The organism is Chondromyces crocatus (assembly GCF_001189295.1).
Lineage (GTDB): Bacteria > Myxococcota_A > Polyangia > Polyangiales > Polyangiaceae > Chondromyces > Chondromyces crocatus.
This window is the reverse complement of the sequence record NZ_CP012159.1, coordinates 8144036-8163958: the sequence shown is the minus strand read 5'-3', so window position 1 is coordinate 8163958 and position 19923 is coordinate 8144036. Positions and strand designations below refer to the sequence as shown.

Sequence of the window (19923 nt, the reverse complement as noted above, 5' to 3'; positions counted from 1 at the left end):
GCGCGCTTCGGGCTTCACTCGCTGCCGTCGAGCGGGTGAAGCGCCGCGGCGTGCTTCTGCGCGAAGTCCGGGAAGAGCTCGGGATGCACGCAAGCGGCCAGGATCTCCAGCGACTCGACGATGCGGGGGCCAGGGCGGTTGAAGAAGGCGTTGCCGTCGGTGACGACGAGGCGCCCGCCCGGGGAGAGCGCTGGCTGGAGGGTGCGGGTGATGAGGTCCCGCTCCGCCAGGGCGCGGTCGAGGGAGAAGCCGCAGGGCTTCACGAGCATCACGTCGGGGGCGAGCTGCTTTAGCGCCTCCGGGGTGAGGGTCGGGGCCGGTTCGCCCGTTCTCACGCCGACGGGGAGGCCTCCAGCGCGCTCGATGAGCTCGGGCATCCAGAGGCCGCCGAGCATGATGGGCTCCAGCCATTCCACGGAGACCACGCGCGGGCGCAAGGGGGCTTGCGACGCGCGGTGGGTGATGTGCTCGATGCGCGTTTTCAGCGCGGTACGGGCAGCGCGGCCGTGCTCGCTTCGATCCAGGGCGGCGGCGACGGTCTCGATGTCGTCGAGGATGTCGTCGAGGCGGGTCGGCGTGAGGCTCACGATGCACACCTCCTCGCGGTGCGCGAGGCGAGCGACGGCGCTGCGGACGTCGTCGAGGGAGACCGCGCAGACCTCGCACAGATCCTGGGTGACGATCACATCGGGGGAGAGGGCGGCGAGGCGCGCCTGGTCGACGGTATAGAGGCTCAGCGCATCGCGGACGACGTCACGCACTGCGGCATCGATGGCGCGGCTCGATCCGGTGGAGAGCACGCGAGCGCTGGTGAGCACGGGGCGATCGCGGATCGCTTCGGGGAAGTCGCACTCGTGGGAGATGCCGACGAGCGCGTCCGTGGCGCCGAGGAGGCACACGATTTCCGTGGCGGAGGGGAGCAAGGAGACGATGCGACGAGGTGGCACGGCCCGAGCATAGGCTGGTTGTGATGGTTCGGTCTCCTTTGCCGGCTGCCTGCTCCATGCAAGCCGTGTCGTCCGGTCGTTGGCTGCTTCCGGGTCAGCGGGGTATCCGGACGAGGATGGCCCGATGCCTGCAACACCGACAATCGAGAGCCGTGTTCCTGCACGGTATGAAAGGAGATGTCGCCATGGCCGAGAGTCTCAGGAAGTCCGTCGATGAAAATCCTCGTGTGCCTCCGAGCCGCAACAAGAAGCCGTCCAAGCCGCCGTCGAAGCCGGACGTCTCCCGCACGGACGCGGAGTCGCGCGAGGAGGAGGAGCACGAGGGGCACCGTCACCATCAGGATGCGGTGATCTCGCCGGCTTCGACCGGTTCGTCGTTCATCAGCCCGGGGGCCGTCACGATCCATCGTTGACGGTGTGCTGGGCAGGTCGGGACACCCGAGTCCGTCGAGGTGTCGCACGGAGGAGGTCTCTCGCGATCGGGAGGCCTTTTTCATGTCCATGCTGGGGCAAGATGGGGCGCGGAGCCCTCCGCTGACAGGTCTCACTTCGGCGCCTCCCGGTGCCGCGTTCAGGGCTCTCCGGGCTGCACCAGGGGAGAGCCTTGTGGCAACGATGTGGCCACGCCATGAGACCGCGCAAAGATGACGGACGTGCCGTTCCAGGTCTGATCCTGGGCGCCCTCCTGCTCGCGGGAGGGGTCTCCGCTTGCTCTCCGAAGCGCAGCGAGCAGCCCGCGGAGACGAAGCCCCAGCAGCCCACGGAGGCGAAGCCTCGGCAGACGGCGCGCACCGACATCGTGCTCACGGGCGCCGAGGCGATGGGGGACTGGACGTCGGACGCGCCTGGCGTGAAGCGCAAGATCACCGTGGCCGATCTGCCACCGCCGAACGAGAAGGAGTCGGTGTCGAACCGCCCCAGGAAGGCGGATCGACCTGCAGGGGCGCTCCCGAAGGTGCCCGCCGGGTTCACCGCGAACGAGTTTGCGAGCGGCCTCGAGAACCCTCGGGTGGTGAAGGTGGCGCCGAACGGGGACGTGTTCGTGGTGGAAAGCCGCGAAGGGCGCGTGCAGGTCCTTCGAGACACCGACAAGGATGGGAAGGCCGAGAGCCGCAGCGTGTACGTCGAGGGGCTGAAGAAGCCCTTCGGGCTCGCGTTCTACCCGGCCGACGCCGAGACGCCGACGCACGTGTACATCGCCAACACGGACAGCGTGGTGCGCTATCCCTACAGGCCGGGCGACAGCGCGGCGAGCGGACCTGCGGAGAAGATCGTCGACAACATCCCGTCGGGGGGCGAGGCGCTGGGCGGAGGGGGGCACTGGACGCGCGACATCGCCTTCAGCAAGGACAACCAGCGGATGTTCGTGTCGGTGGGGTCGCGCTCGAACGTCTCCGACGACGACTCGGAGAAGCGCCGCGCGAGCATCCTGGCCTTCACGCCGGACGGGAAGAACGAGGTGCTGTACGCCTCGGGAATCCGCAACCCGGTGGGGATCGCGATCGAGCCGGCCACGGGGGCGCTGTGGACCAGCGTGAACGAGCGGGACGAGCTGGGGGACAACCTCGTGCCCGACTACGTGACCCGGGTGCAGGAGGGAGGCTTCTACGGCTGGCCATGGTTCTACCTCGGCAAGAACCAGGACCCGCGCCACGAGGGCAAGCACCCGGCGCTGAGGGACAAGGTCATCGTGCCCGACGTGCTGATCCAGTCGCACTCGGCGTCCCTGGCGATGTGCTTCTACACGGGGCAGCAGTTCCCGCCGGAGTTCCGAGGGCACATCTTCGCGGCGGAGCACGGCTCGTGGAACCGCTCGCGGCGCACGGGGTACAAGGTGATCCGCGTGCCGGTGACGAACGGGAAGGCCGAGGGGTACTACGAGGATTTCCTCACCGGCTTCGTGAACGACGATGGTGACGTGTGGGGTCGCCCGGTGGGGGTGGCCGTCGCCCGGGACGGGGCCCTGCTGGTGACGGACGATCAAAGCAACACGGTCTGGCGTGTGGCTTTCGGTCGGTAGCGCGTCGCTCTCGGTCGGTAGCGAAGCAAGGGGCGAGGGCGGGGACGTCGCCCTGGGGGGGCGAGACCGGGGGCGCGCTCGAGCGCGTCGCCCACTGGGAGGGGCGTGGTAGGCTGCCGAGCAGGAGGGGCTCATGACGATCTCGCGGCGCGACTTCTTCCGGGTTTCCACGAGCACGGCGCTGGGCGGTCTGGTGGGGCTCGGGATCGATCTGGCGCCAGCGACGGCGCGGGCCGAGGCCCTCCGGATCAAGGACACGAAGGCCTACCCGAGCGTCTGCCCTTACTGCGCCGTCGGCTGCGGGACGGTGGTGCACGCGGCGGGGCACGAGATCGTCCACGTCGAGGGAGACGTCCGCAGCCCGGTGAACCAGGGGAACCTGTGTCCGAAGGGCGCCGCGATCTTCCAGCTCCACGTCAACCCGAACCGGACCACCAAGGTGCTGCGCCGCGCCCCCTACGCCACGGAGTGGGAGGAGTGGGAGCTCGACCGGGCCATGGATCGCGTGGCCGAGCTGGTGCAGAAGACCCGTGACGAGACGTTCGTGGAGCGCAGCCCGAGCGGCAAGCGGCTGAACCACACCCTCGGCATCTTCTCGCTCGGGGGAGCGACGATGGACAACGAGTGGAACCACGTGCAGCAGAAGCTGATGCGCGGTCTGGGGGTGGTGGCGATCGAGAACCAGGCGCGCATATGACATAGCTCCAGTGTCCCCGGTCTGGGGATCCGGCTCGGTCGCGGCGCGGCCACCATGTATGCGGGGAGCCTCGTGCATTCCGACTGCATCGTCATCGAGGGCTCGAACATGGCGGAATGCCATCCGGTCGCCTTCCGGTGGGTGATGCAGGCGAAGCTCGCGGGGGCGAAGATCATCCACGTGGATCCGCGCTTCACCCGCACCAGCGCGATGGCGGACATCCACGCGCCGCTGCGCGCAGGTTCGGACATCGCCTTTCTCGGTGGGCTGATCCGGTACGTGATCGAGCACGAGAAGTACTTCAAGGAGTACGTCGTCCACTACACGAACGCGGCGACGCTGGTGCGAGAGGACTTCCAGGACACGGAGGATCTCGAAGGCGTCTTCTCCGGCCTGCACGGCTACGACGGGGACGCGATCAACGGGTTCGTCGGCGAGTACGACACGGCGAGCTGGCAGTACGCGAGCGGGGACACGGGCTCTCACCGCGCAGGGGATGCGGCCTCGACGGGGCAGGCGAGCGAGAACCCGGCGAAGCGTGGGGATCTGGCCGACAAGGGGCCCGAGAAGGGCAAGCGTCCACCACGCCAAGGGCCGCCGTTCGATGACCTGGTGCGGTCGATGAAGAAGCCGCCGCCGCTTCGCGACGAGACGCTCCAGGATCCGCGCTGTGTGTTCCAGGTGGTGCGGCGCCACTTCAGCCGGTACACGCCGGAGATGGTGGAGCGGGTGACGGGCTGCCCGAAGGAGATCTTCCTGAAGGTGGCCGAAGCGATCTCCGCGAACTCCGGCGCGGACCGGACGACGGCGTTCTGCTACGCGGTCGGCTGGACGCAGCACACCTATGGGCCCCAGCTCATCGGCACCTGCGCGATGCTCCAGCTCCTGCTCGGTAACATCGGCCGGCCGGGGGGCGGCATCCTGGCGCTCCGGGGGCATGCGACCATCCAGGGGTCGACGGACATTCCGACGCTCTATCACTCCATTCACGGCTACATGCCGGCGCCGTCGACCCTGAAGCGGCACGAGACGCTGACCGACTACATCGCGACGGAGACGCTGCCAGCGAGCACCTGGTCCAACCTGCCCAGGTTCATCGTGAGCTACCTCAAGTCGATGTACGGCGACGCAGCGACGCTGGAGAACGACTTCGGGTATGCATGGCACCCGCAGATCGCCGGGGACCATTCCCACCTGCCGATGACCGTGTCGATGATGGAGGGGCGGGTGCGGGGCATGTTCGCCATGGGGCAGAACCCCGCCGTCGGGGCGCAGAACGCGCGCCTCCAGCGCAAGGCGCTGGCGAAGCTCGACTGGCTGGTGGTGAAGGACAACTTCGAGACCGAGACCGCGGCCTTCTGGCGCACCTCGCCCGAGGTGCAGAGCGGGGAGCTGAAGCCGGAAGCGATCGGCACCGAGGTGTTCCTGTTCCCATCGGCACAGGTGGGGGAGATGGATGGGAGCTTCACGAACACCCAGCGGCTCGTGCAGTGGCACGCCAAGGCGGCGGATCCACCCGGGGATTGCCGCTCCGATCTGTGGTTCACGGTGCAGCTCGGCAAACGGCTGAAGCAGCGCTACGCCGCGAGCACGCTGGAGCGGGACCGGGGCATCCAGAACCTGGTCTGGGACTTCGACGCGGATCACCCCGAGCCGGGCTCGCGCATCCTGGACGAGCCCGACGCGCGCAAGGTGCTGCGGGAGGTGAACGGCTTCCACTCGGCCGATGGGCGCCACCTGGCCAGTGCGGCGGAGCTGAAGGACGACGGCTCGACGACCTGCGCGTCGTGGATCTACTGCGGGATCTACCCCGAGCCCGGGAAGAACCTCGCGGAGAGCCGCAATCCCGATCCGCCCGAGGGGCCGCAGACGCACCTCGGCTGGGCCTTCGCGTGGCCCGCGAACCGGCGCGTGCTCTACAACCGCGCGTCCGCGCGACCCGACGGCACGCCCTGGAGCGAGCGGAAGAAGTACGTCTGGTGGGACGGGAAGCGGTGGACGGGGTACGACGTGCCCGATTTTCCGCTGACGAAGCGCCCGGATGCCCCCGCGCGGGCCGATGCGATCGGGCTGGACGCCCACGCGGGGACGGACCCGTTCATCCTCAAGATCGACGGCAAGGGCTGGCTCTTCGCGCCGACGGGCCTGGTGGACGGCCCCTTGCCCACCCACTACGAGCCGGTGGAGTCGCCGGTGCAGAACCCGCTGTACAAGCAGCAGACGAGCCCGGTGCTGAAGATGTGGCGGCGCGACGACAACCTCGTGGTCTCGCAGGATCCGCGCTTCCCGCACGTGCTGACCACGTACCGCCTCACGGAGCACCACCTCTCCGGGGTGATGAGCCGGTGGCTGCCGTGGCTCGCGGAACTCCAGCCGGAGCTGTTCGTCGAGCTGAGCCCCGAGCTGGCCAGCGTCCACGGGATCGAGAACCTCGACTTCGTGCGCATCTCCACGCCGCGTGGTTCGATCCGGGCCAAGGCGCTGGTGACCCGGCGGATGCGGCCGCTCCAGATCGACGGCAAGACGGTGCACCAGGTGGGGATGCCGTGGCACTGGGGCTACCAGGGCCTGGTGACGGGGGACGTGGTGAACGACCTGTCGGCCCTGGTCGGGGATCCGAATGTGTCGATCCACGAGGGGAAGGCGTTCGTCTGCAACGTGGAGAAGGCGTGATGGCAGAGCCGATGGGGTTCTTCACCGACACGACGGTCTGCATCGGCTGCAAGGCGTGCGAGGTCGCCTGCAAGTCGTGGAACCAGATCTCGTCGACGAACGGGGGGCAGAACGTGCTGTCGGGCGACAGCTACGACAACACGCGCAAGCTCGACGGTGAGCACTGGCGGCACGTGAAGTTCATCGAGCAGTTCAGCGAGGACCGCACCACCGAGGCGCGCTGGCTGATGATGAGCGACGTCTGCAAGCACTGCGTGCAGGCAGGGTGCCTGGAGGTGTGCCCCACCGGGGCGATCATCCGGACCGAGTTCGACACGGTGGTGATTCAGCAGGACGCCTGCATCGGCTGCCGAGCGTGCTTGCCGGCGTGCCCGTTCGGGGTGATCGACATCAACCCGGTGACGCACACCGCGCAGAAATGCACGCTCTGCTACGACCGGATGCAGGTGGGCATGACGCCGGCCTGCGCGCAGGCTTGCCCCACGGCGTCGATCCAGTTCGGGACGATCGGGGAGCTGCGCGAGCGGGCCGATGCGCGGGTGGAACAGCTCCACGCGCAGGGGCAGCGCGAGGCGTACATCTACGGCGATGAGGAGATGCTCGGGGGGCTGAACTCGTTCTACCTGCTGGTCGACAAGCCCGAGGTCTACGGGCTCCCCGCTGCGCCGAAGCTCCCGTCGCGGAACCTCTGGAGAAGCTCCTTTGCGGCGGTGGTGGGGGCGGCGGTGATGGGGTTGTGGGGGTTGATCACGTTGCGCACGCGGCGGCGTGGAGAGCGAGGGGAGCCGCCGCTGGCGCCCGGGGGAGGGAAGGGGGGCGTGACGTCCGCGGAGGGGAGCGGCGGTGGTGGAGGGAAGGCCGAGGCGCCGTCGGGGGCAGGGGAGGGGTCGACGTCATGAGAGACGTCCTCTTCACCGCGCCGGCCCACTGGCACGGGCTGATCGTCGTCTACTTCTTCTTCGGGGGCATCTCGGCGTGCAGCTACGTGCTGGCGGCGTTGCTCCACCTCTTCGGTGGCGAGGAGGATCGGCCGACCTCGCGCCTCGGCTACCTCGTGTCCTTGCCGGCGCTCATGGTCTGCCCGCCGTTGCTCATCGTGGATCTCGATCGGCCGGAGCGCTTCTGGCACCTGTTCTTGTGGTCCCAGCGCCCAGGCTTGATGTTCAAGTGGTGGTCGCCGATGTCGATCGGCTCCTGGGCGCTGCTGGCGTTCGGCGCATTCTCGTGCGCGTCGTTCCTGGGGGCGCTGGCGGTCGAGGGGTTTCGCCCGCGCTGGGTGCCGGAGCGGCTCGGGGGGCTGGGAAGAGGGGTGGTGGGCAAGCTCCTGGCGGTGGGGGGGGCGGGGTTCGCGTTCTTCATCGCTGGCTATACGGGGGTGTTGCTCTCGGTGACGAACCGGCCTTTCTGGGCAGAGACGCCGCTGCTCGGGCTGCTCTTCACGGCGTCGGCGATGTCGGCCTCGGCGGTGCTGGTGGGCTTCCTGGGAACCCGGCGCGGGGCTGCGTACGCGCCGACGTTGCCCTGGCTGTCGCGGATGGAGCATGTCGCGGCGTTCGTCGAGCTGGTGGTGCTCGTGCTCTTCCTGGTGTGGCTCGGGCCTGCGGTGGCGGCGTGGCGGAGCCCGTACGGGGTGCTGCTGGGGGTGGCGGTGGTCTTCGGGCTGGTGGCGCCGCTCGGGCTCTCGTGGGCGAGGCGGCGGCGAGCGCAGCGGGGAGGCGCGCCCGAGGCGATCGAGGGGGGGCTGAGCGTGCTCGGGGTCGGGTTCGTGCTGGTGGGCAGCCTGGCGCTCCGGGCGGCCATCGTGCTCGCCTCGGAGGCGGTGGGGCATGCATGAGGGAGGGGGGCGAGGGCGCCGGAGTTTCACGGCGGGGCGCGCGATGAGGTGGCTGGTCGTGACAGCGCTCGCGTTCTCGTTCGGAGGCTGCGCGAGTCCCGAGGCGAAGCGAACGCGCGGCGGGGGACCTGGGGCAGACCCGGGCAACCGAGGGGCGGAGGTGGCGGTGCATGGACGCGTGGACCCGTTCCATGGGACGCCCCGGAAGCTGCCGGTCGCCGCATCCTCCAGCAGGCCCGTGGCGACGTCGGGTGAGGTGAACGCGCGATGAGCCTCTCCAGCGCGGCCAGGACCCGCATCACCGCGATCTCGGCGACGGCGCCGGAACTCGCGCCGTGGCTGTCGATCTACGAGGTCGTGCTCGCGGAGCTCGCCGAGCCCACCTGGTCCGCGGTCACCCCGGAGAGCGGGGGGGAGGGACGGCGCGGCTTGGCTCCGGCCCTCGCGGGCGTTCGAATTCCCGTCGCCCGAGCGCCGTTGCGTCGCTTCTGGGGGCGTCTCTGTGAGGCGGCCGCGCGAGGCGCGTCCGGGGGGGAGGGGGCGTCGGGTGGAGCGCTGCGGGCGCTTCGAGACGCGGCTCGTCTGGAAGGTACAGACCTCTTCGCGCTGCTCGAAGCGGCCATCGATCACGAGGCGCCTCGTCTCGCCCGGAGCGCCGCGTCCCTGGGGGTCTCCCCCGCCGCCCTGGGGCCCGTCGCCCAGCTCGCCGTGATGCCCCTCCTTCAGGTCTGTCGGCGCGCGCTGGAGGCTGCCGTCGCGACGAAGCCTGCACCAGAACGCGAGCCCGGAAGCGCCTCCCTGAACGCGCCGGGCACCGCGGTGCTGGAGGCGTCTGCAGGGACCGCCCGAGGGGCGCACGTCCTGCCCCACTGCCCGGTGTGCGGCGCCTGGCCCACGCTCGTCGAAGCCAGGGGTCTCGCGCGCACCCGGCACCTTCGCTGCGGTCGCTGCGGTGCGGACTGGGAAACCCCCGTGCTGGCCTGCGCGCTGTGCGGAGAGCAGGACCACGAGAAGCTGGTGGCCCTGCAACCCGAGCAAGGGGGCGGCGCGCGCAAGGTGGATGCTTGCCTCGGTTGTCGTGGCTACCTGAAGTCGTTGACGACGCTGGCCGCGTGGCCCGGCGAGGTCGTCCTGCTGGAAGATCTGGCCACGATCGACCTCGACCTCGTCGCGCTCGATCGCGGCTATGTTCGACCCGGAGATCCTGGAGCGGCGCCGGGCGTCACGCTGGTGGAGGCACCCGAGCCACGCTGGAGCTTGCGGAGGTTCCTCGCATGAGCGCGCCCGAGCCACTCTCGCCGGTCGAGTTTTGCCGGCTCCTGCTCCGGACGCTGGAGGCGTCGGACGGCCGGCGTCGTCGCCGCAAGCGCAACACCACACCGGACGCGATCGGGCTCGGGATGAAGCGCCAGCTGCTGGAGCGCGCGACCGAGGAGGCCCCGACGGCCGACGCCTTCGAAGGGTGGCTGCTCGGCGTGACCCTCGGCGGCGATGGGGGCGCTCGGGCCATGGCACGCGACATCCACGACGAGTGGCAGATGGCGCGACGGGAGCCGGCTTTTCGCGCCTGGCTCGAACGGGGTGCGCCCTCGGACGACGTCGGCGGTGAGGGCGCCCCGTGAGGAGCGCTTCGGGTGGTCCGCTGGCATTGCCGAGTCGAGCCTCCAGCGATCACCTGACTGACGTCGACCGAGGCGTGGCCTCATAGGTCGTTCGTGACGGAGTTCTCGGTCGCGGAGGCCGGGGGTAACCGCCAGGAGCGAGGCATTCCCATGAAACCGCATCAACAGAACCCGAACGACCAGCGGTCCAACGTCAAGAATCCCAACAACGAGGCCTTCCGGACAGACCAGGCCAATCGCAACGAGCAGCGCGGGATGCGCGCTCCAGGGCAAGAGGGAGACACCGCGCGACAAGGGGATGTCCGCCCCCAGCAAGGTCAACCGAACGCCGGGCAGCAGGTGCCGCAGCAACGACAGCAGCCGCCCAATCCCCAGAACCCGAAGCGCTGATGTGCCAAGGGCCTAGATGACAGGGAGCGAGGGCTCACCAGAGCTCCTCCAAGCCGAGCCCCGCTCGACCCCTCCAGCCTACCGGGTGGCTTTTTGCCGAGCCTCCACCCATGGCTGCAGGGGTTTTTTCATATCTTCCTGCACCACCAAGCGCCTCCTCGGACCGCTCGGTCTGTCGGAACCGAGCGCGCAGCGTCGTTCATGTCCCCCGTTCGCGACGAAGCGAGTGAGCGGGCAATGCGCTGTGTTCAGCGCCTCGGTCGACCTCGTTCGTCCTGGCAGCTGCAGCGCGAGCGCGGCGCGTTTCCTTCTTCAAAGTGCTCCCGCATCGATTACAACGCCCCGTGGCCAAACCCAGAGCCCAGGCGGCTGCTCCGCCTCCTGCCCCTCCTTCCCTGAGCGTCGACGCTCGTCCGACGGCGATCCCCATCGGGCCACGGCTCCTCGCGGTGCTCGAGGTCGCCTACCGGGCGCGACGCCCCGTTCTCCTGGAAGGGCCAACGGGCATTGGCAAGAGCGAGCTGGTCCGCGCGCTCGCCGAGCAGCTGGGCATCGGTACCGTCGTCCTCGACCTCAGCCTCCTCGAGCCGCCGGATCTCGTGGGTCTGCCCGTCATCCGTGACGGTCGCACGATCTATGCGGCGCCCGAGGTCCTCCCGCAGAGCGGGGCTGGCATCCTGATGCTGGAGGAGCTGAACCGCGCCGAGCGCTACATCCAGCAGCCAGCCCTCCAGCTGCTGAGCGCGCGGCGCCTCCACCAGTACGAGCTGCCGCCCGGGTGGGTGTGCTTCGCGGCCATCAACCCGGAGTCCGCCGACTACCAGGTCACGCCCCTCGATCGCGCCCTCCGTGCTCGCTTTCTCGGCGTGAACGTGCGTGCCGACCGGGCCACCTGGCTGGCCTGGGCCGAGGTGAACGGCGTGCACCCTGGCGTCGTCGCGCTGGTCCGGGCGCACGAACGCGCCTTCGACGACGTGCCACCGCGAACCTGGACCTACGCCGCCCAGGTCCTCTCCGTCCTGCGCCCCGAGGAGATCGCGGCCGGTGAGGTCCTGCGCGATGCCCTCGCGGGTTACCTGCCACCGAGCTGGGTGGAGGTCCTCATCGCCTCCAGGGATGCCTGGTCGTCGCGCCTCAGCTTCGACATCCGCAGCTTGCTCTCCACGTACGGGCCAGGCTCTCCGGCCGCGCGCGAGCTCGCCCAGGCGCGCGAGCGCGGTGAGACCGACCGCTTCGACGAGGTGGTGGCCCGCCTCGCCCCCTTGCTCGCGGGTCCCGAGGTGGCGGTGCTGGCGTCGCAGGGGCGGCTCTCCCTCGCGGCCTTCGAGGCCCTCTGCGCCGACCTCCCTGGCGATCATCGCGAGCGTCTCGAAGAGGCGCTGGGGAGCAATGCGACGGCGACCTCCCTCATCGACGTGCGCCCCGACGAGCTGCTCCAGAATTACCCTGGCAGCGCGGCCGAGCGGCGCATCCTGGCCTGGCGCGCCGATCCCCTCCGGCGGTACCGCGTCGGCCTCGCCGTGACCGCGCTCCGCGCGCATCTGGAGGTGCAAGCACGTCTGACCGACATTCGACGGAGCAACGCCGCGCGCATCGCCCTCGGTCAGATCCTCACCCAGCTCCCCGAGCCGTGGGCGCTGCGGCTGGTCGAGACGCTGAAGAAGACCGGCATCACCCCCATCAGGCCCCAGTGAGCCCGGGAGGCGGTGCTCGCGGCGCCGACCTGGCCCCTGGCGAGCTGGGCCTGTGGCTCGGCCGGTTCGTCCAGGACCCGATCTTCCTGGAGCGGTACCCCTTCTACGCCGCGATCCTGGCGCGCCTCACCCCGGTGGCCGATCCCTCGGTGAAGCGCATGGCGGTGTCGCTCCACGACCGCCGCTTCTACCTGCACGTCAACATCGAGTCCTTCGCGCGCGAGCCGATCTACCTGCGCGGGATCCTGCTCCACGAGGTCCACCACGTGGCGCTCGGCCACCTCAGCCACCCCAAGTTCGCCGAGGCGGAAGACTCCGAGCTGATGGAGCTGGCCCTGGAGATGTCCGCGAACGAGTTCATCGAGGAGCCGCTGCCCGATCCCATCGTCTGGCGCGCCTATGCACAGGTCGGCATCCGCGCGGGCCAGAGCACCCTGGAGCGCTACCGCTTGCTCGTGGACGCAGCGAACTGCGGAAGGCTGGAGCGACGGGACGGCGAGACCGTCGACGAGCACCGCATCCTGCGGGCGCCGTCGAGGGAGCCGGGGGCGGTGGAGCACACGCGGCAGCTCCTCGTGGAAGCCGCCGAGGAGGCCGCCTCGCGCGGTGGAGAGGACGCGCTCAGCCTGCTCGTCGCAGGCCGGGCACCAGGTCGTCTCCTCGAGGACCTCACCGGCGCGCTCGGCCCCCGCGAGCACTTCCTCGACTGGCGGACGGCGCTCCGCATGTTCGTCGCCCGCGCGCGCGCCCCCGTGCACACCTACGCGCGCCCGAACCGGAGGTTCCCGGGTCGCGTCGGCGAGGTCCCGGGCCGCACGTACGCGCCCCGCGCCATCGTGAAGCCGTTGCTGCTGGTGGCCATCGACACGTCCATGAGCATGCGCGTGGGCGAGCTCGACGAGATCGCGCGGCAGCTCGAGGCGATGCGCGACCACGCCCGCGTCATCGTCGCCGAGTGCGACGCCGAGATCACCCGCGTCTACCCCTTCCGCGGCGCGCTGGAGCAGGTCGCGGGTCGCGGGGGGACCGATCTCCGCCCTGTGTTCGAACCCGCCTTCCTCGCCGCCCAGAAGGTCGACGGCGTCGTCTATTTCACCGACGGCCTCGGCCCGACGCCGGAGCTGCCCCCACCGCTGCCGGTGCTGTGGATCCTCACCAAGCCCTTCGACTTCGCCTGCCGCTGGGGTGAGCGCGCCTGGCTCGAACGCGGAGGATCTCCGCGTTCCCCCTCCGCTGGCTGAGTCCGAGCTGCGCTGACATTTCACGACGAGCGCGCCAGAAGGGTGGCCGTGTGATGACGTCCTGGCGTCCACGGGAGGCTGAAGTTCATGGTGGATCGAGCGTCATCCGAATCGAGCGCCATTCATGGAACGAACGCGCTTCGAATCGATCCACGCGCCGGAAAGAAGGGTGATCGAATTGATCCGAGCCGTCCCTCGGAGCCACGATCGAAATGATCCAGGTGCGCCATTCGAGGGGTGATCGAGTCGATCCAGGTCAGTGATTCGAGGCAGGTACGAAGCGTCTCTGTGGGGGATCCGGGGGTGATCGAATCGATCCGATGGGTCGAATGAGCGATCGTCGAAGGACGTTCAATCGAAAGATTCATCGCTGCCGCATTCGATGAGCCGGCGTGTCATTCGTTGGAGATCCGTTTTTCGCATGCTATGACTTGCCTGCCCTGGCCGCGACGCCGCAGAGGTTTGGCGGGCACGTGATGTCGCGGTGCCCGTCGTCGCGTCGAATTGCATCGATGGCGAACGACATGCGTTCACCCTCGTCGTCGCGCCAAGGGCCATGTGGGATTCAGTGGTGAATCCAGTGTCCATTCACCAGGAGGTCGGAATGAACGAGCGCTCGCTTCTCGACGGGTTGACGACTCCAGCATGGCAAATCGGTCTCGGTCTCGCGTTTCTGCAGGCGACGCTGGCGGGCTGTGTGGCGTCCTCGGACGAGAGCGCCGAGCTCGTCGACGAGGTGGCGCTCGCAGCGAACCCCACGCCGGTCTCGCAGCACGGCGCGCTCCAGGTCGTCGGCAACCGGATCAAGGACCAGCACGGGAGCGACGTCCAGCTTCGCGGCATGAGCCTCTTCTGGAGCCAGTGGGGTCAGACCGGCGGACCAGGCAATGAGTTCTACAAGGCCTCGGTCGTCAATACGCTCGCCGACGGCTGGAACGCGAACCTCGTCCGCGCCGCGCTGGGCGTGGAGCCGGACGGCTACCTCGTGAATCCCACGGCCGAGGAGAACCGGGTGAGGACCGTCGTCGACGCGGCGATCGCCAAGGGGATCTACGTCATCATCGACTGGCACGATCACGCCGCCCACCAGCACACCCAGCAGGCCCGCGATTTCTTCGGCAGGATGGCCCGCGCCTACAGGAACACGCCGAACGTCATCTTCGAGATCTTCAACGAGCCGCTGAACTACCACGCCTGGACCGACGTGAAGGCGTATGCGGAGACCGTGATCGGTGCCATCCGGGCCGAGGGCGCGAACAACCTGGTCGTGGTCGGCACCCCCACCTGGTCCCAGGACGTGAACCTGGCCGCCGACAACCCCATCACCCAGTACGCGAACATCGCCTACACCCTGCACTTCTACGCGGGAACCCACGGGAGCAGCCTCCGACAGAAGGCGACCTACGCCTTGAACAAGGGCGTCGCCCTCTTCGTCACCGAGTGGGGCACGTGCGACGCCTCCGGCAACGGCGGGCTGAACCTCGCCGAGTCGCAGGTGTGGATCGACTACATGAACACCAACAAGCTGAGCTGGGCGAACTGGTCGCTGAACCGCAAGCAGGAGACGGCCTCGGCGCTCCTCCCGCACGCCAACACGACCGGCCCCTGGATCGGCTCCGAGCTCACCACGTCGGGTGCGTTCGTGAAGCAGAAGCTCCTCGATGGGAGCGGGAATCCGGGAGGTGGCGACGATGACGACGAAGAGCCGACCCCCTCGCCCCTGTTCCAGTTCTCGGTCTCGCCGAACATCAACCCCTGGTGGATCCAGGTGGCCGTGTCCAATCCGGGTCGCGTCATCACCAGCGTCACCGCGAAGGTCGGTAACGCGACCTACCCGCTCGTGCTCCAGTCCTGGGGCGAGTGGGCCATCAGCCCGCCGAGCGCCGTACCCGCCGGCACCCAGGTGATCTTCACCGCGACCGACGACCAGGGCGGGGTGGGAACGTTCTCCTCGCAGCCCTGGCCTGGCTGAAACGACGCGGCTCGTGCAGTCGTGCGAGTGCGTCACGATGACGAGCGCTGCGCACGTCGTTCATGCGTGCCGCTGCGGGGCGCAGGCTGCGTCCCCACGCAAAACATGCGCGCTCCCTGGGGTCGTGTGAAGTGGATTCGGATCGCGCCTCTCTCTTCGGCGGGCTACCCTCCCGGCAGGTTTTTACCTTCAACGTAGTGCCTTCGTCATTCGTTCCGACGGAGCGCTTCCCAGGAGACCGGCCATGACGCAGTACAGAGATCCGCGAGCGAACTTGCAGCAGGCGCAGAATCTGGTTCAGGGCAAAGGGTTCATGGGATGGCTCACGCGCCTCTTCATGGGCAAGAGCGCCGCCAACCAGATGAACGCTGGGATCGAGCAAGCCCAGGCGCACCTGAACCAGGCCGACATGCAGCAGCGGATCCTCGCCACGGGCGTCCCGGCGCGCGCCACGGTGCGTCACATCCAGGACACGGGTACCCTGATCAACTTCAACCCCGTCGTCGACCTGATGCTCGACGTGTACCCCGAGGGGCAGCAGCCGTTCCAGATGCAGCTCCGCACGGCCGTCTCGAAGATCGCCATCCCTCGCGTGGGCGACGTCATCACCGTGAAGTACAACCCGCACAACGCCTACGAGATGGCCATCGTGCAGTGACCTGACGGCCCCCTCCGGGTGGCTGCGGGGTTGTCTTCGTGGGCGTTTGGGAAGAGGCTCCCGTCCTCTCCCGACGCACCACGAGCCCTGCACGAGCCACCATGTCCCATCTCTCCGACTACCAGCCCAGCCCTCACGTCACGCAGACCTGGCACGTCGAGAAGCCCGCGGCGCGCGGTCGTCGCGGCGTCTGCGCGTCCCAGTCCCGCGCGGCGGCCGAGGTGGGGGCGAAGGTCCTGGAGGCTGGCGGCAACGCGGCCGACGCGGCCGTCGCCGCCGCGTTCGCGCTCTCGGCCGTCGAGCCCTGGAGCAGCGGCATCGGCGGCATCGGCTTCGCGGTCGTCCACCGCACCGGGGAGGCCGAGGCCCAGGTGGTCGACTTCGGACCCGTCGCACCAGGAGGCGTCGACCCCTCCGCGTTCCCGCTGACCGGGCGCATGAAGCGCGATCTGTTCACCTGGCCCGAGGTCGAGGGGGACCGCAACATCCACGGCCCCCTGTCCTTCGTCACCCCGTCCGCGGTCGCCGGCTACGACCTCCTGCGTGAGCGCTTCGGCAGCGGCATGCCGGTCAGCGACCTGCTCGGCCCGGCCATCGCCCTGGCCCGGCGTGGCCTGCCCCAGGACTGGCTCGCCACCCTGAAGATCGCCGCACAGGCCAGCATGCTCCGCCTCTACCCCGAGAGTGCCCGCATCTACCTCCCCGACGGCCTGCCGCCCGTCCCGCCCTACCAGGGCGGGCTCCAGTTCTTCCGGCTCGGCCACCTCGCCGAGACCTTCGAGCGGCTCGCCCGGAGCGGCCTGCGCGACTTCTACGAAGGCGGCGTCGCAGCGGACCTCATCGCCGACATCCGCGCGCTGGGCGGCTTGATCACCGCCGACGATCTCGCGCAGTGCCGGGCCTCGCTCTACCCCGCGACGCGCCTCGACTGGCGTGGTCGCTATACCCTCCACACCGCCGGTGGCCTCACCGCCTCGCCGACCCTCGCCCGCGTCGTGGAGGCCATGCGCGACGCCCCCCTCGGCGCCGCCCCGGATGCCCCCTGGTTCCGTGCCCTCGCCCAGGCCCTGCGGGGCGCCTACGCGGCCCGTCTGGCCGGCCTCGGCGCCAGCGCCCCACCCGGCACCGATCCCACCGCCACGGGCGCCCCTGGCTCGCCCCAGGGCACCCGGACGCTCGAACCGCCGGGCACCTGCACCACCCACCTCACCGTGGCGGACGGCGAAGGGACGATGATCGCCCTCACGAGCACCCTGCTGTCCTCCATGGGCAGCCGCGTCGTGCTCCCCCGCACCGGCGTGCTGATGAACAACGGCGTCATGTGGTTCGACCCGACCCCGGGCAGCCCGAACGCCATCCGCCCTGGCGCGCGCCCGCTCAGCAACATGTGCCCGGTCACCGTCTCCGCGAACGACACCGCGGGCCCCCTGCTCGCGGCGGGTTCCTCGGGCGGCCGCCGCATCCTCGCCAGCGTCTACCAGGTGCTCGCCTTCGCCCTCGACTTCGGCATGACCCTGGAAGACGTCGCCCATGCTCCCCGCCTCGACGTCATGGGCCCCGATCTCGTCAGCGCCGACCGCCGGCTGCCGCCCGACGTGCTGGAGGGACTCGCCGCCGACGGTACGCTCGACGTCGTGGAGCACGTCACCGCCCCCGAGCGCTTCGCTGCGCCGAACGTCATCCGGCGCGAGGAGAGCACCCTCGCGGGCATCACCGACGTCATGTCCCCCTGGTCGGCGGCCGTCGCGGCGGACGAATCGCGGTAGGCGCCCCCCCGGGTCGCCGTCGCGCCTCAGGGCTTTCCGGGGATGCCCAGCCGGACCTTGTACACGGAGGTGCGGGCGCTGATGTAGAGCGTCCTCCGGTCCGCGTCGCCGAACGCGCAGTTCGACGGCTGCTGCGGGACCGGGATCGTCCCCCAGGTCGTCCCATCGGCCTGGAGCACCAGCACCCCGTTGCCGGTGGTCAGGTACAGGTTGCCCCCGTCGTCCACGGCCATCCCGTCCGGGCCCGCGATCCCGTCCAGCATCCGCTCTCCAGGTCCCGTCGACCCATCCTCCTCGACGGGGAACCGGTGCAGCTCACCGATCTGCGAGTCCGTCACGTAGAGCGTCTTCTCGTCCGGCGAGAGCGCGATCCCATTCGGCTGGGTGAAAGCGTTGCTCACCACGCTCACCGTCCCGTCGAGCGCCACCCGGAACACGCCCCTGAAATTGATCTCCTGCGGCGCGCCTCCGAGACCGTAGGTCGGATCGGTGAAGTAGATCGTCCCGTCGCTCCGCACGATGGCGTCGTTGGGCGAGTTGAAGCGGTTGTTCTGGTAGCGCTCCGCGACGACCTCCACGGTGCCGTCGGCCAACGTGCGGGTGACCCGCCGGTTCGCATGCTCGCAAGCGATCACCTCGCCGTTCGGCGTGAGCGCCAGGCCGTTGGTCTGCCCCGAGGGCTCGCGCCACACCGTCACGTCACCACCCGCCGAGACCTGGTGGATGCGGCTGTTCGGAATGTCGGTGAACCGCAGCACGGACTCCGCGGGGAACCAGCAGGTCCCCTCGGTGAAGCTGTGGCCTTGCGACACGATGCTGACGGCGTCGATGTCCTCGATGGGGTTCACCCCTTCCCAGCTCATCCCGCCGGCCTGACCCCCCTGGCCTCCGTTGCCCCCGGTCCCACCGCCCTGGCCTCCCTGACCGCCGCTGCCGCCGTCGCCCGAGGTCGACGTGGTGCTCGTGGTGCTCGTGGTCGTGGTCGACGAGCCATCGTCGTCGCCTCCGCACGCAGCGAGGAGGGCGAGGGGCAAACCGAGCGCGAAAGCATGTAGGAAACGCATGCGCGCAGTCTAGTCGTCGACCGAGGCGTTACCAGACCTCGACGCTGCGGCGCGCCCGATTCGCGCACACCTCGGACGCGAGAATCAGGGCGCAGCAGAATGGCGGTTGAAGAACACGCGCACATCGGCGAGATCGCGCCGGGCCACCACGAGGTCGAGCCGACCATCCCCATCGACGTCGACCACCGCGAGCGCGCTCGGTTCGCCTCCCACGTCGATCTGGGGCCCCTCCACGAGCAGCCCGGCCCGGTTCAGCAGGATCTGCACCCGGGAGCCGCTGGTGAGCAGCAGATCCTGATCGCAGTCCCCATCGATGTCGGCGAGCACGGGCCACCGGTTCGGTCCCGCTCCGAGCGCGTACTGGCTCGGTGTCAACGTGCTCCCATCCTCCGAGCCCATCCACACTTGCAGGGTCTGCATCTCGTCGATCGTCACGAGGTCTTGCTGCCCGTCGCCGTTCAGATCGCCAGCCGCGAGGTGGCGTGTCCGGTGCGCCAGAGAGGCCACCTGAGCGCGGACGATGAAGGTGCCGTCGCCATCGTTCAGATGCACGTGCAGGCCGTACAGATCCGCGTCCGCCGTCGTGCCCGCCACGTCGAGCGCGCCATCGCCGTCGAAGTCGGCCAGCACCACCGCGTCGAAGGCGCGCACCTCGCTGGCCTCCAGCATGCCGCTCATCTGCCGCCGCACCAGCCAGGCGTAGAGCTCCGACTCTCCGGTGGCGTAGATCTCGTCGCGCCCGTCACCATCGACGTCGCCGATTGCTGCCCGGCTGAGGAGCACGTCCATGTGGCTCTCGGGCACGATCGCCCTCTGCGCGGTCAGGAAGGTGCCGTTGCCCAGGCCGGAGAGTACCTCGAGGTAGGCGCAGTCCGAGGCCGCGCACTCGGAAATGCTCACCAGGTCGAGCCCTGCGTCGGCGTCCAGGCGGCCCAGGTACAGCGCCTTGGGCCAGTCATCGAGGGGGACCGCGCCGCGGCTGGTGAACGTGCCGTCGCCACCGTTGAGCCACACCTGCGCCGTCGGGCTCGGGTTCCCTCCGAACACGAGGTCGACACGGCCATCGCCGTCGAGATCACCGAGGGCGAGCGCGTTCACCTCGGTGCTCGGGGGAACGGCCGCGTAGGTGCCTCCGGCGACGAAGGAGAGGTCGTCTCCGGGGGGCGCATCGACGCACGAACCCGCCGCGCCGCCGGCCCCCCCATCCGAGCCGCCGGTGCCGCCAGTTCCCCCCCCGCCCGTGCCTCCTGGTGTCCCCGGCGGGTCGACGTCGCTGCTGCACGCCGCGACCACCAGCGCGAGCGCCACCGAGAGTCCCCCGGCGACGCCCTTCATGGCCCCTCCC

General features: G+C 69.6%; 16 protein-coding genes. 13 read left to right on the top strand and 3 right to left on the bottom strand.

All coding sequences use genetic code 11. The annotated features are described in order from the left end of the window. Positions 1 to 14 precede the first annotated feature (14 nt). A complete protein-coding gene (locus CMC5_RS29320; RefSeq protein WP_050433494.1) occupies positions 15 to 947 on the bottom strand; it encodes an ABC transporter substrate-binding protein in 933 nt (310 codons plus the stop codon). Between the two features lie 185 nt (positions 948 to 1132). On the opposite strand from CMC5_RS29320, the gene CMC5_RS29315 reads away from it, so the two are divergent. From CMC5_RS29315 to CMC5_RS29245, 13 genes are all read left to right on the top strand, one after another. Then, on the top strand, positions 1133 to 1360 hold the full coding sequence (locus CMC5_RS29315) for a hypothetical protein (protein WP_156338933.1): 228 nt from the start codon (positions 1133 to 1135) through the stop codon (positions 1358 to 1360). Between the two features lie 215 nt (positions 1361 to 1575). Then, the gene (locus CMC5_RS29310) at positions 1576 to 2967 is read left to right on the top strand and encodes a PQQ-dependent sugar dehydrogenase (RefSeq protein ID WP_050433492.1); all 1392 of its coding nucleotides are present in this window, start codon (positions 1576 to 1578) and stop codon (positions 2965 to 2967) included. 133 nt (positions 2968 to 3100) lie between these two features. Next, positions 3101 to 6337 carry a formate dehydrogenase gene (gene fdh / locus CMC5_RS29300; RefSeq protein ID WP_082362907.1) on the top strand — a complete coding sequence of 1079 codons (3237 nt, stop codon included), beginning with the start codon at positions 3101 to 3103 and terminating at the stop codon, positions 6335 to 6337. Then, positions 6337 to 7236 carry a 4Fe-4S dicluster domain-containing protein gene (locus CMC5_RS29295; RefSeq protein WP_082362906.1) on the top strand — a complete coding sequence of 300 codons (900 nt, stop codon included), beginning with the start codon at positions 6337 to 6339 and terminating at the stop codon, positions 7234 to 7236. The genes fdh and CMC5_RS29295 overlap by 1 nt, the downstream gene beginning before the upstream one ends. After that, positions 7233 to 8171, top strand: coding sequence for an NrfD/PsrC family molybdoenzyme membrane anchor subunit (gene nrfD, locus CMC5_RS29290; RefSeq protein WP_050433489.1), 939 nt, complete (start codon positions 7233 to 7235; stop codon positions 8169 to 8171). Before CMC5_RS29295 ends, nrfD begins: the two co-directional genes overlap by 4 nt. Before the next feature lie 267 nt (positions 8172 to 8438). After that, on the top strand, positions 8439 to 9449 hold the full coding sequence (locus CMC5_RS29280; RefSeq protein ID WP_050433487.1) for a formate dehydrogenase accessory protein FdhE: 1011 nt from the start codon (positions 8439 to 8441) through the stop codon (positions 9447 to 9449). After that, a complete protein-coding gene (locus CMC5_RS29275) occupies positions 9446 to 9793 on the top strand; it encodes a hypothetical protein (RefSeq protein WP_050433486.1) in 348 nt (115 codons plus the stop codon). Before CMC5_RS29280 ends, CMC5_RS29275 begins: the two co-directional genes overlap by 4 nt. A 150-nt stretch (positions 9794 to 9943) precedes the next feature. Beyond that, a complete protein-coding gene (locus tag CMC5_RS29270) occupies positions 9944 to 10183 on the top strand; it encodes a hypothetical protein (RefSeq protein WP_156338932.1) in 240 nt (79 codons plus the stop codon). A 344-nt stretch (positions 10184 to 10527) separates the two neighbouring features. Continuing rightward, complete coding sequence (locus tag CMC5_RS29265) at positions 10528 to 11877, top strand: AAA family ATPase (RefSeq protein ID WP_050433484.1); 1350 nt, start codon at positions 10528 to 10530, stop codon at positions 11875 to 11877. Next, on the top strand, positions 11874 to 13118 hold the full coding sequence (locus CMC5_RS29260; RefSeq protein ID WP_050433483.1) for a vWA domain-containing protein: 1245 nt from the start codon (positions 11874 to 11876) through the stop codon (positions 13116 to 13118). Before CMC5_RS29265 ends, CMC5_RS29260 begins: the two co-directional genes overlap by 4 nt. 604 nt (positions 13119 to 13722) lie before the next feature. Beyond that, positions 13723 to 15090, top strand: coding sequence for a glycoside hydrolase family 5 protein (locus CMC5_RS29255; protein ID WP_063796371.1), 1368 nt, complete (start codon positions 13723 to 13725; stop codon positions 15088 to 15090). Positions 15091 to 15334: 244 nt separating this feature from the next. Further along, complete coding sequence (locus CMC5_RS29250) at positions 15335 to 15748, top strand: hypothetical protein (RefSeq protein WP_050433482.1); 414 nt, start codon at positions 15335 to 15337, stop codon at positions 15746 to 15748. A gap of 101 nt (positions 15749 to 15849) precedes the next feature. Beyond that, the gene (locus tag CMC5_RS29245; RefSeq protein WP_050433481.1) at positions 15850 to 17514 is read left to right on the top strand and encodes a gamma-glutamyltransferase; all 1665 of its coding nucleotides are present in this window, start codon (positions 15850 to 15852) and stop codon (positions 17512 to 17514) included. A 26-nt stretch (positions 17515 to 17540) separates the two neighbouring features. Here CMC5_RS29245 and CMC5_RS29240 read toward each other — a convergent pair whose 3' ends face one another. Together CMC5_RS29240 and CMC5_RS29235 are read right to left on the bottom strand one after the other, a co-directional pair. Next, the gene (locus CMC5_RS29240) at positions 17541 to 18578 is read right to left on the bottom strand and encodes an SMP-30/gluconolactonase/LRE family protein (protein WP_050433480.1); all 1038 of its coding nucleotides are present in this window, start codon (positions 18576 to 18578) and stop codon (positions 17541 to 17543) included. Positions 18579 to 18662: 84 nt separating this feature from the next. Next, on the bottom strand, positions 18663 to 19913 hold the full coding sequence (locus tag CMC5_RS29235) for an FG-GAP repeat domain-containing protein (protein ID WP_050433479.1): 1251 nt from the start codon (positions 19911 to 19913) through the stop codon (positions 18663 to 18665). Positions 19914 to 19923: the final 10 nt, after the last annotated feature.

What these genes read in the sequence shown, in the direction of transcription:
- CMC5_RS29315 (WP_156338933.1), top strand. Translation starts at nt 1,133, where the DNA reads ATGGCCGAGAGTCTCAGGAAGTCCGTCGATGAAAATCCTCGTGTGCCT.
- CMC5_RS29310 (WP_050433492.1), top strand. Translation starts at nt 1,576, where the DNA reads ATGAGACCGCGCAAAGATGACGGACGTGCCGTTCCAGGTCTGATCCTG.
- CMC5_RS29295 (WP_082362906.1), top strand. Translation starts at nt 6,337, where the DNA reads ATGGCAGAGCCGATGGGGTTCTTCACCGACACGACGGTCTGCATCGGC.
- nrfD (WP_050433489.1), top strand. Translation starts at nt 7,233, where the DNA reads ATGAGAGACGTCCTCTTCACCGCGCCGGCCCACTGGCACGGGCTGATC.
- CMC5_RS29280 (WP_050433487.1), top strand. Translation starts at nt 8,439, where the DNA reads ATGAGCCTCTCCAGCGCGGCCAGGACCCGCATCACCGCGATCTCGGCG.
- CMC5_RS29275 (WP_050433486.1), top strand. Translation starts at nt 9,446, where the DNA reads ATGAGCGCGCCCGAGCCACTCTCGCCGGTCGAGTTTTGCCGGCTCCTG.
- CMC5_RS29270 (WP_156338932.1), top strand. Translation starts at nt 9,944, where the DNA reads ATGAAACCGCATCAACAGAACCCGAACGACCAGCGGTCCAACGTCAAG.
- CMC5_RS29255 (WP_063796371.1), top strand. Translation starts at nt 13,723, where the DNA reads ATGAACGAGCGCTCGCTTCTCGACGGGTTGACGACTCCAGCATGGCAA.
- CMC5_RS29250 (WP_050433482.1), top strand. Translation starts at nt 15,335, where the DNA reads ATGACGCAGTACAGAGATCCGCGAGCGAACTTGCAGCAGGCGCAGAAT.
- CMC5_RS29245 (WP_050433481.1), top strand. Translation starts at nt 15,850, where the DNA reads ATGTCCCATCTCTCCGACTACCAGCCCAGCCCTCACGTCACGCAGACC.
- CMC5_RS29240 (WP_050433480.1), bottom strand. Translation starts at nt 18,578, where the DNA reads ATGCGTTTCCTACATGCTTTCGCGCTCGGTTTGCCCCTCGCCCTCCTC.
- CMC5_RS29235 (WP_050433479.1), bottom strand. Translation starts at nt 19,913, where the DNA reads ATGAAGGGCGTCGCCGGGGGACTCTCGGTGGCGCTCGCGCTGGTGGTC.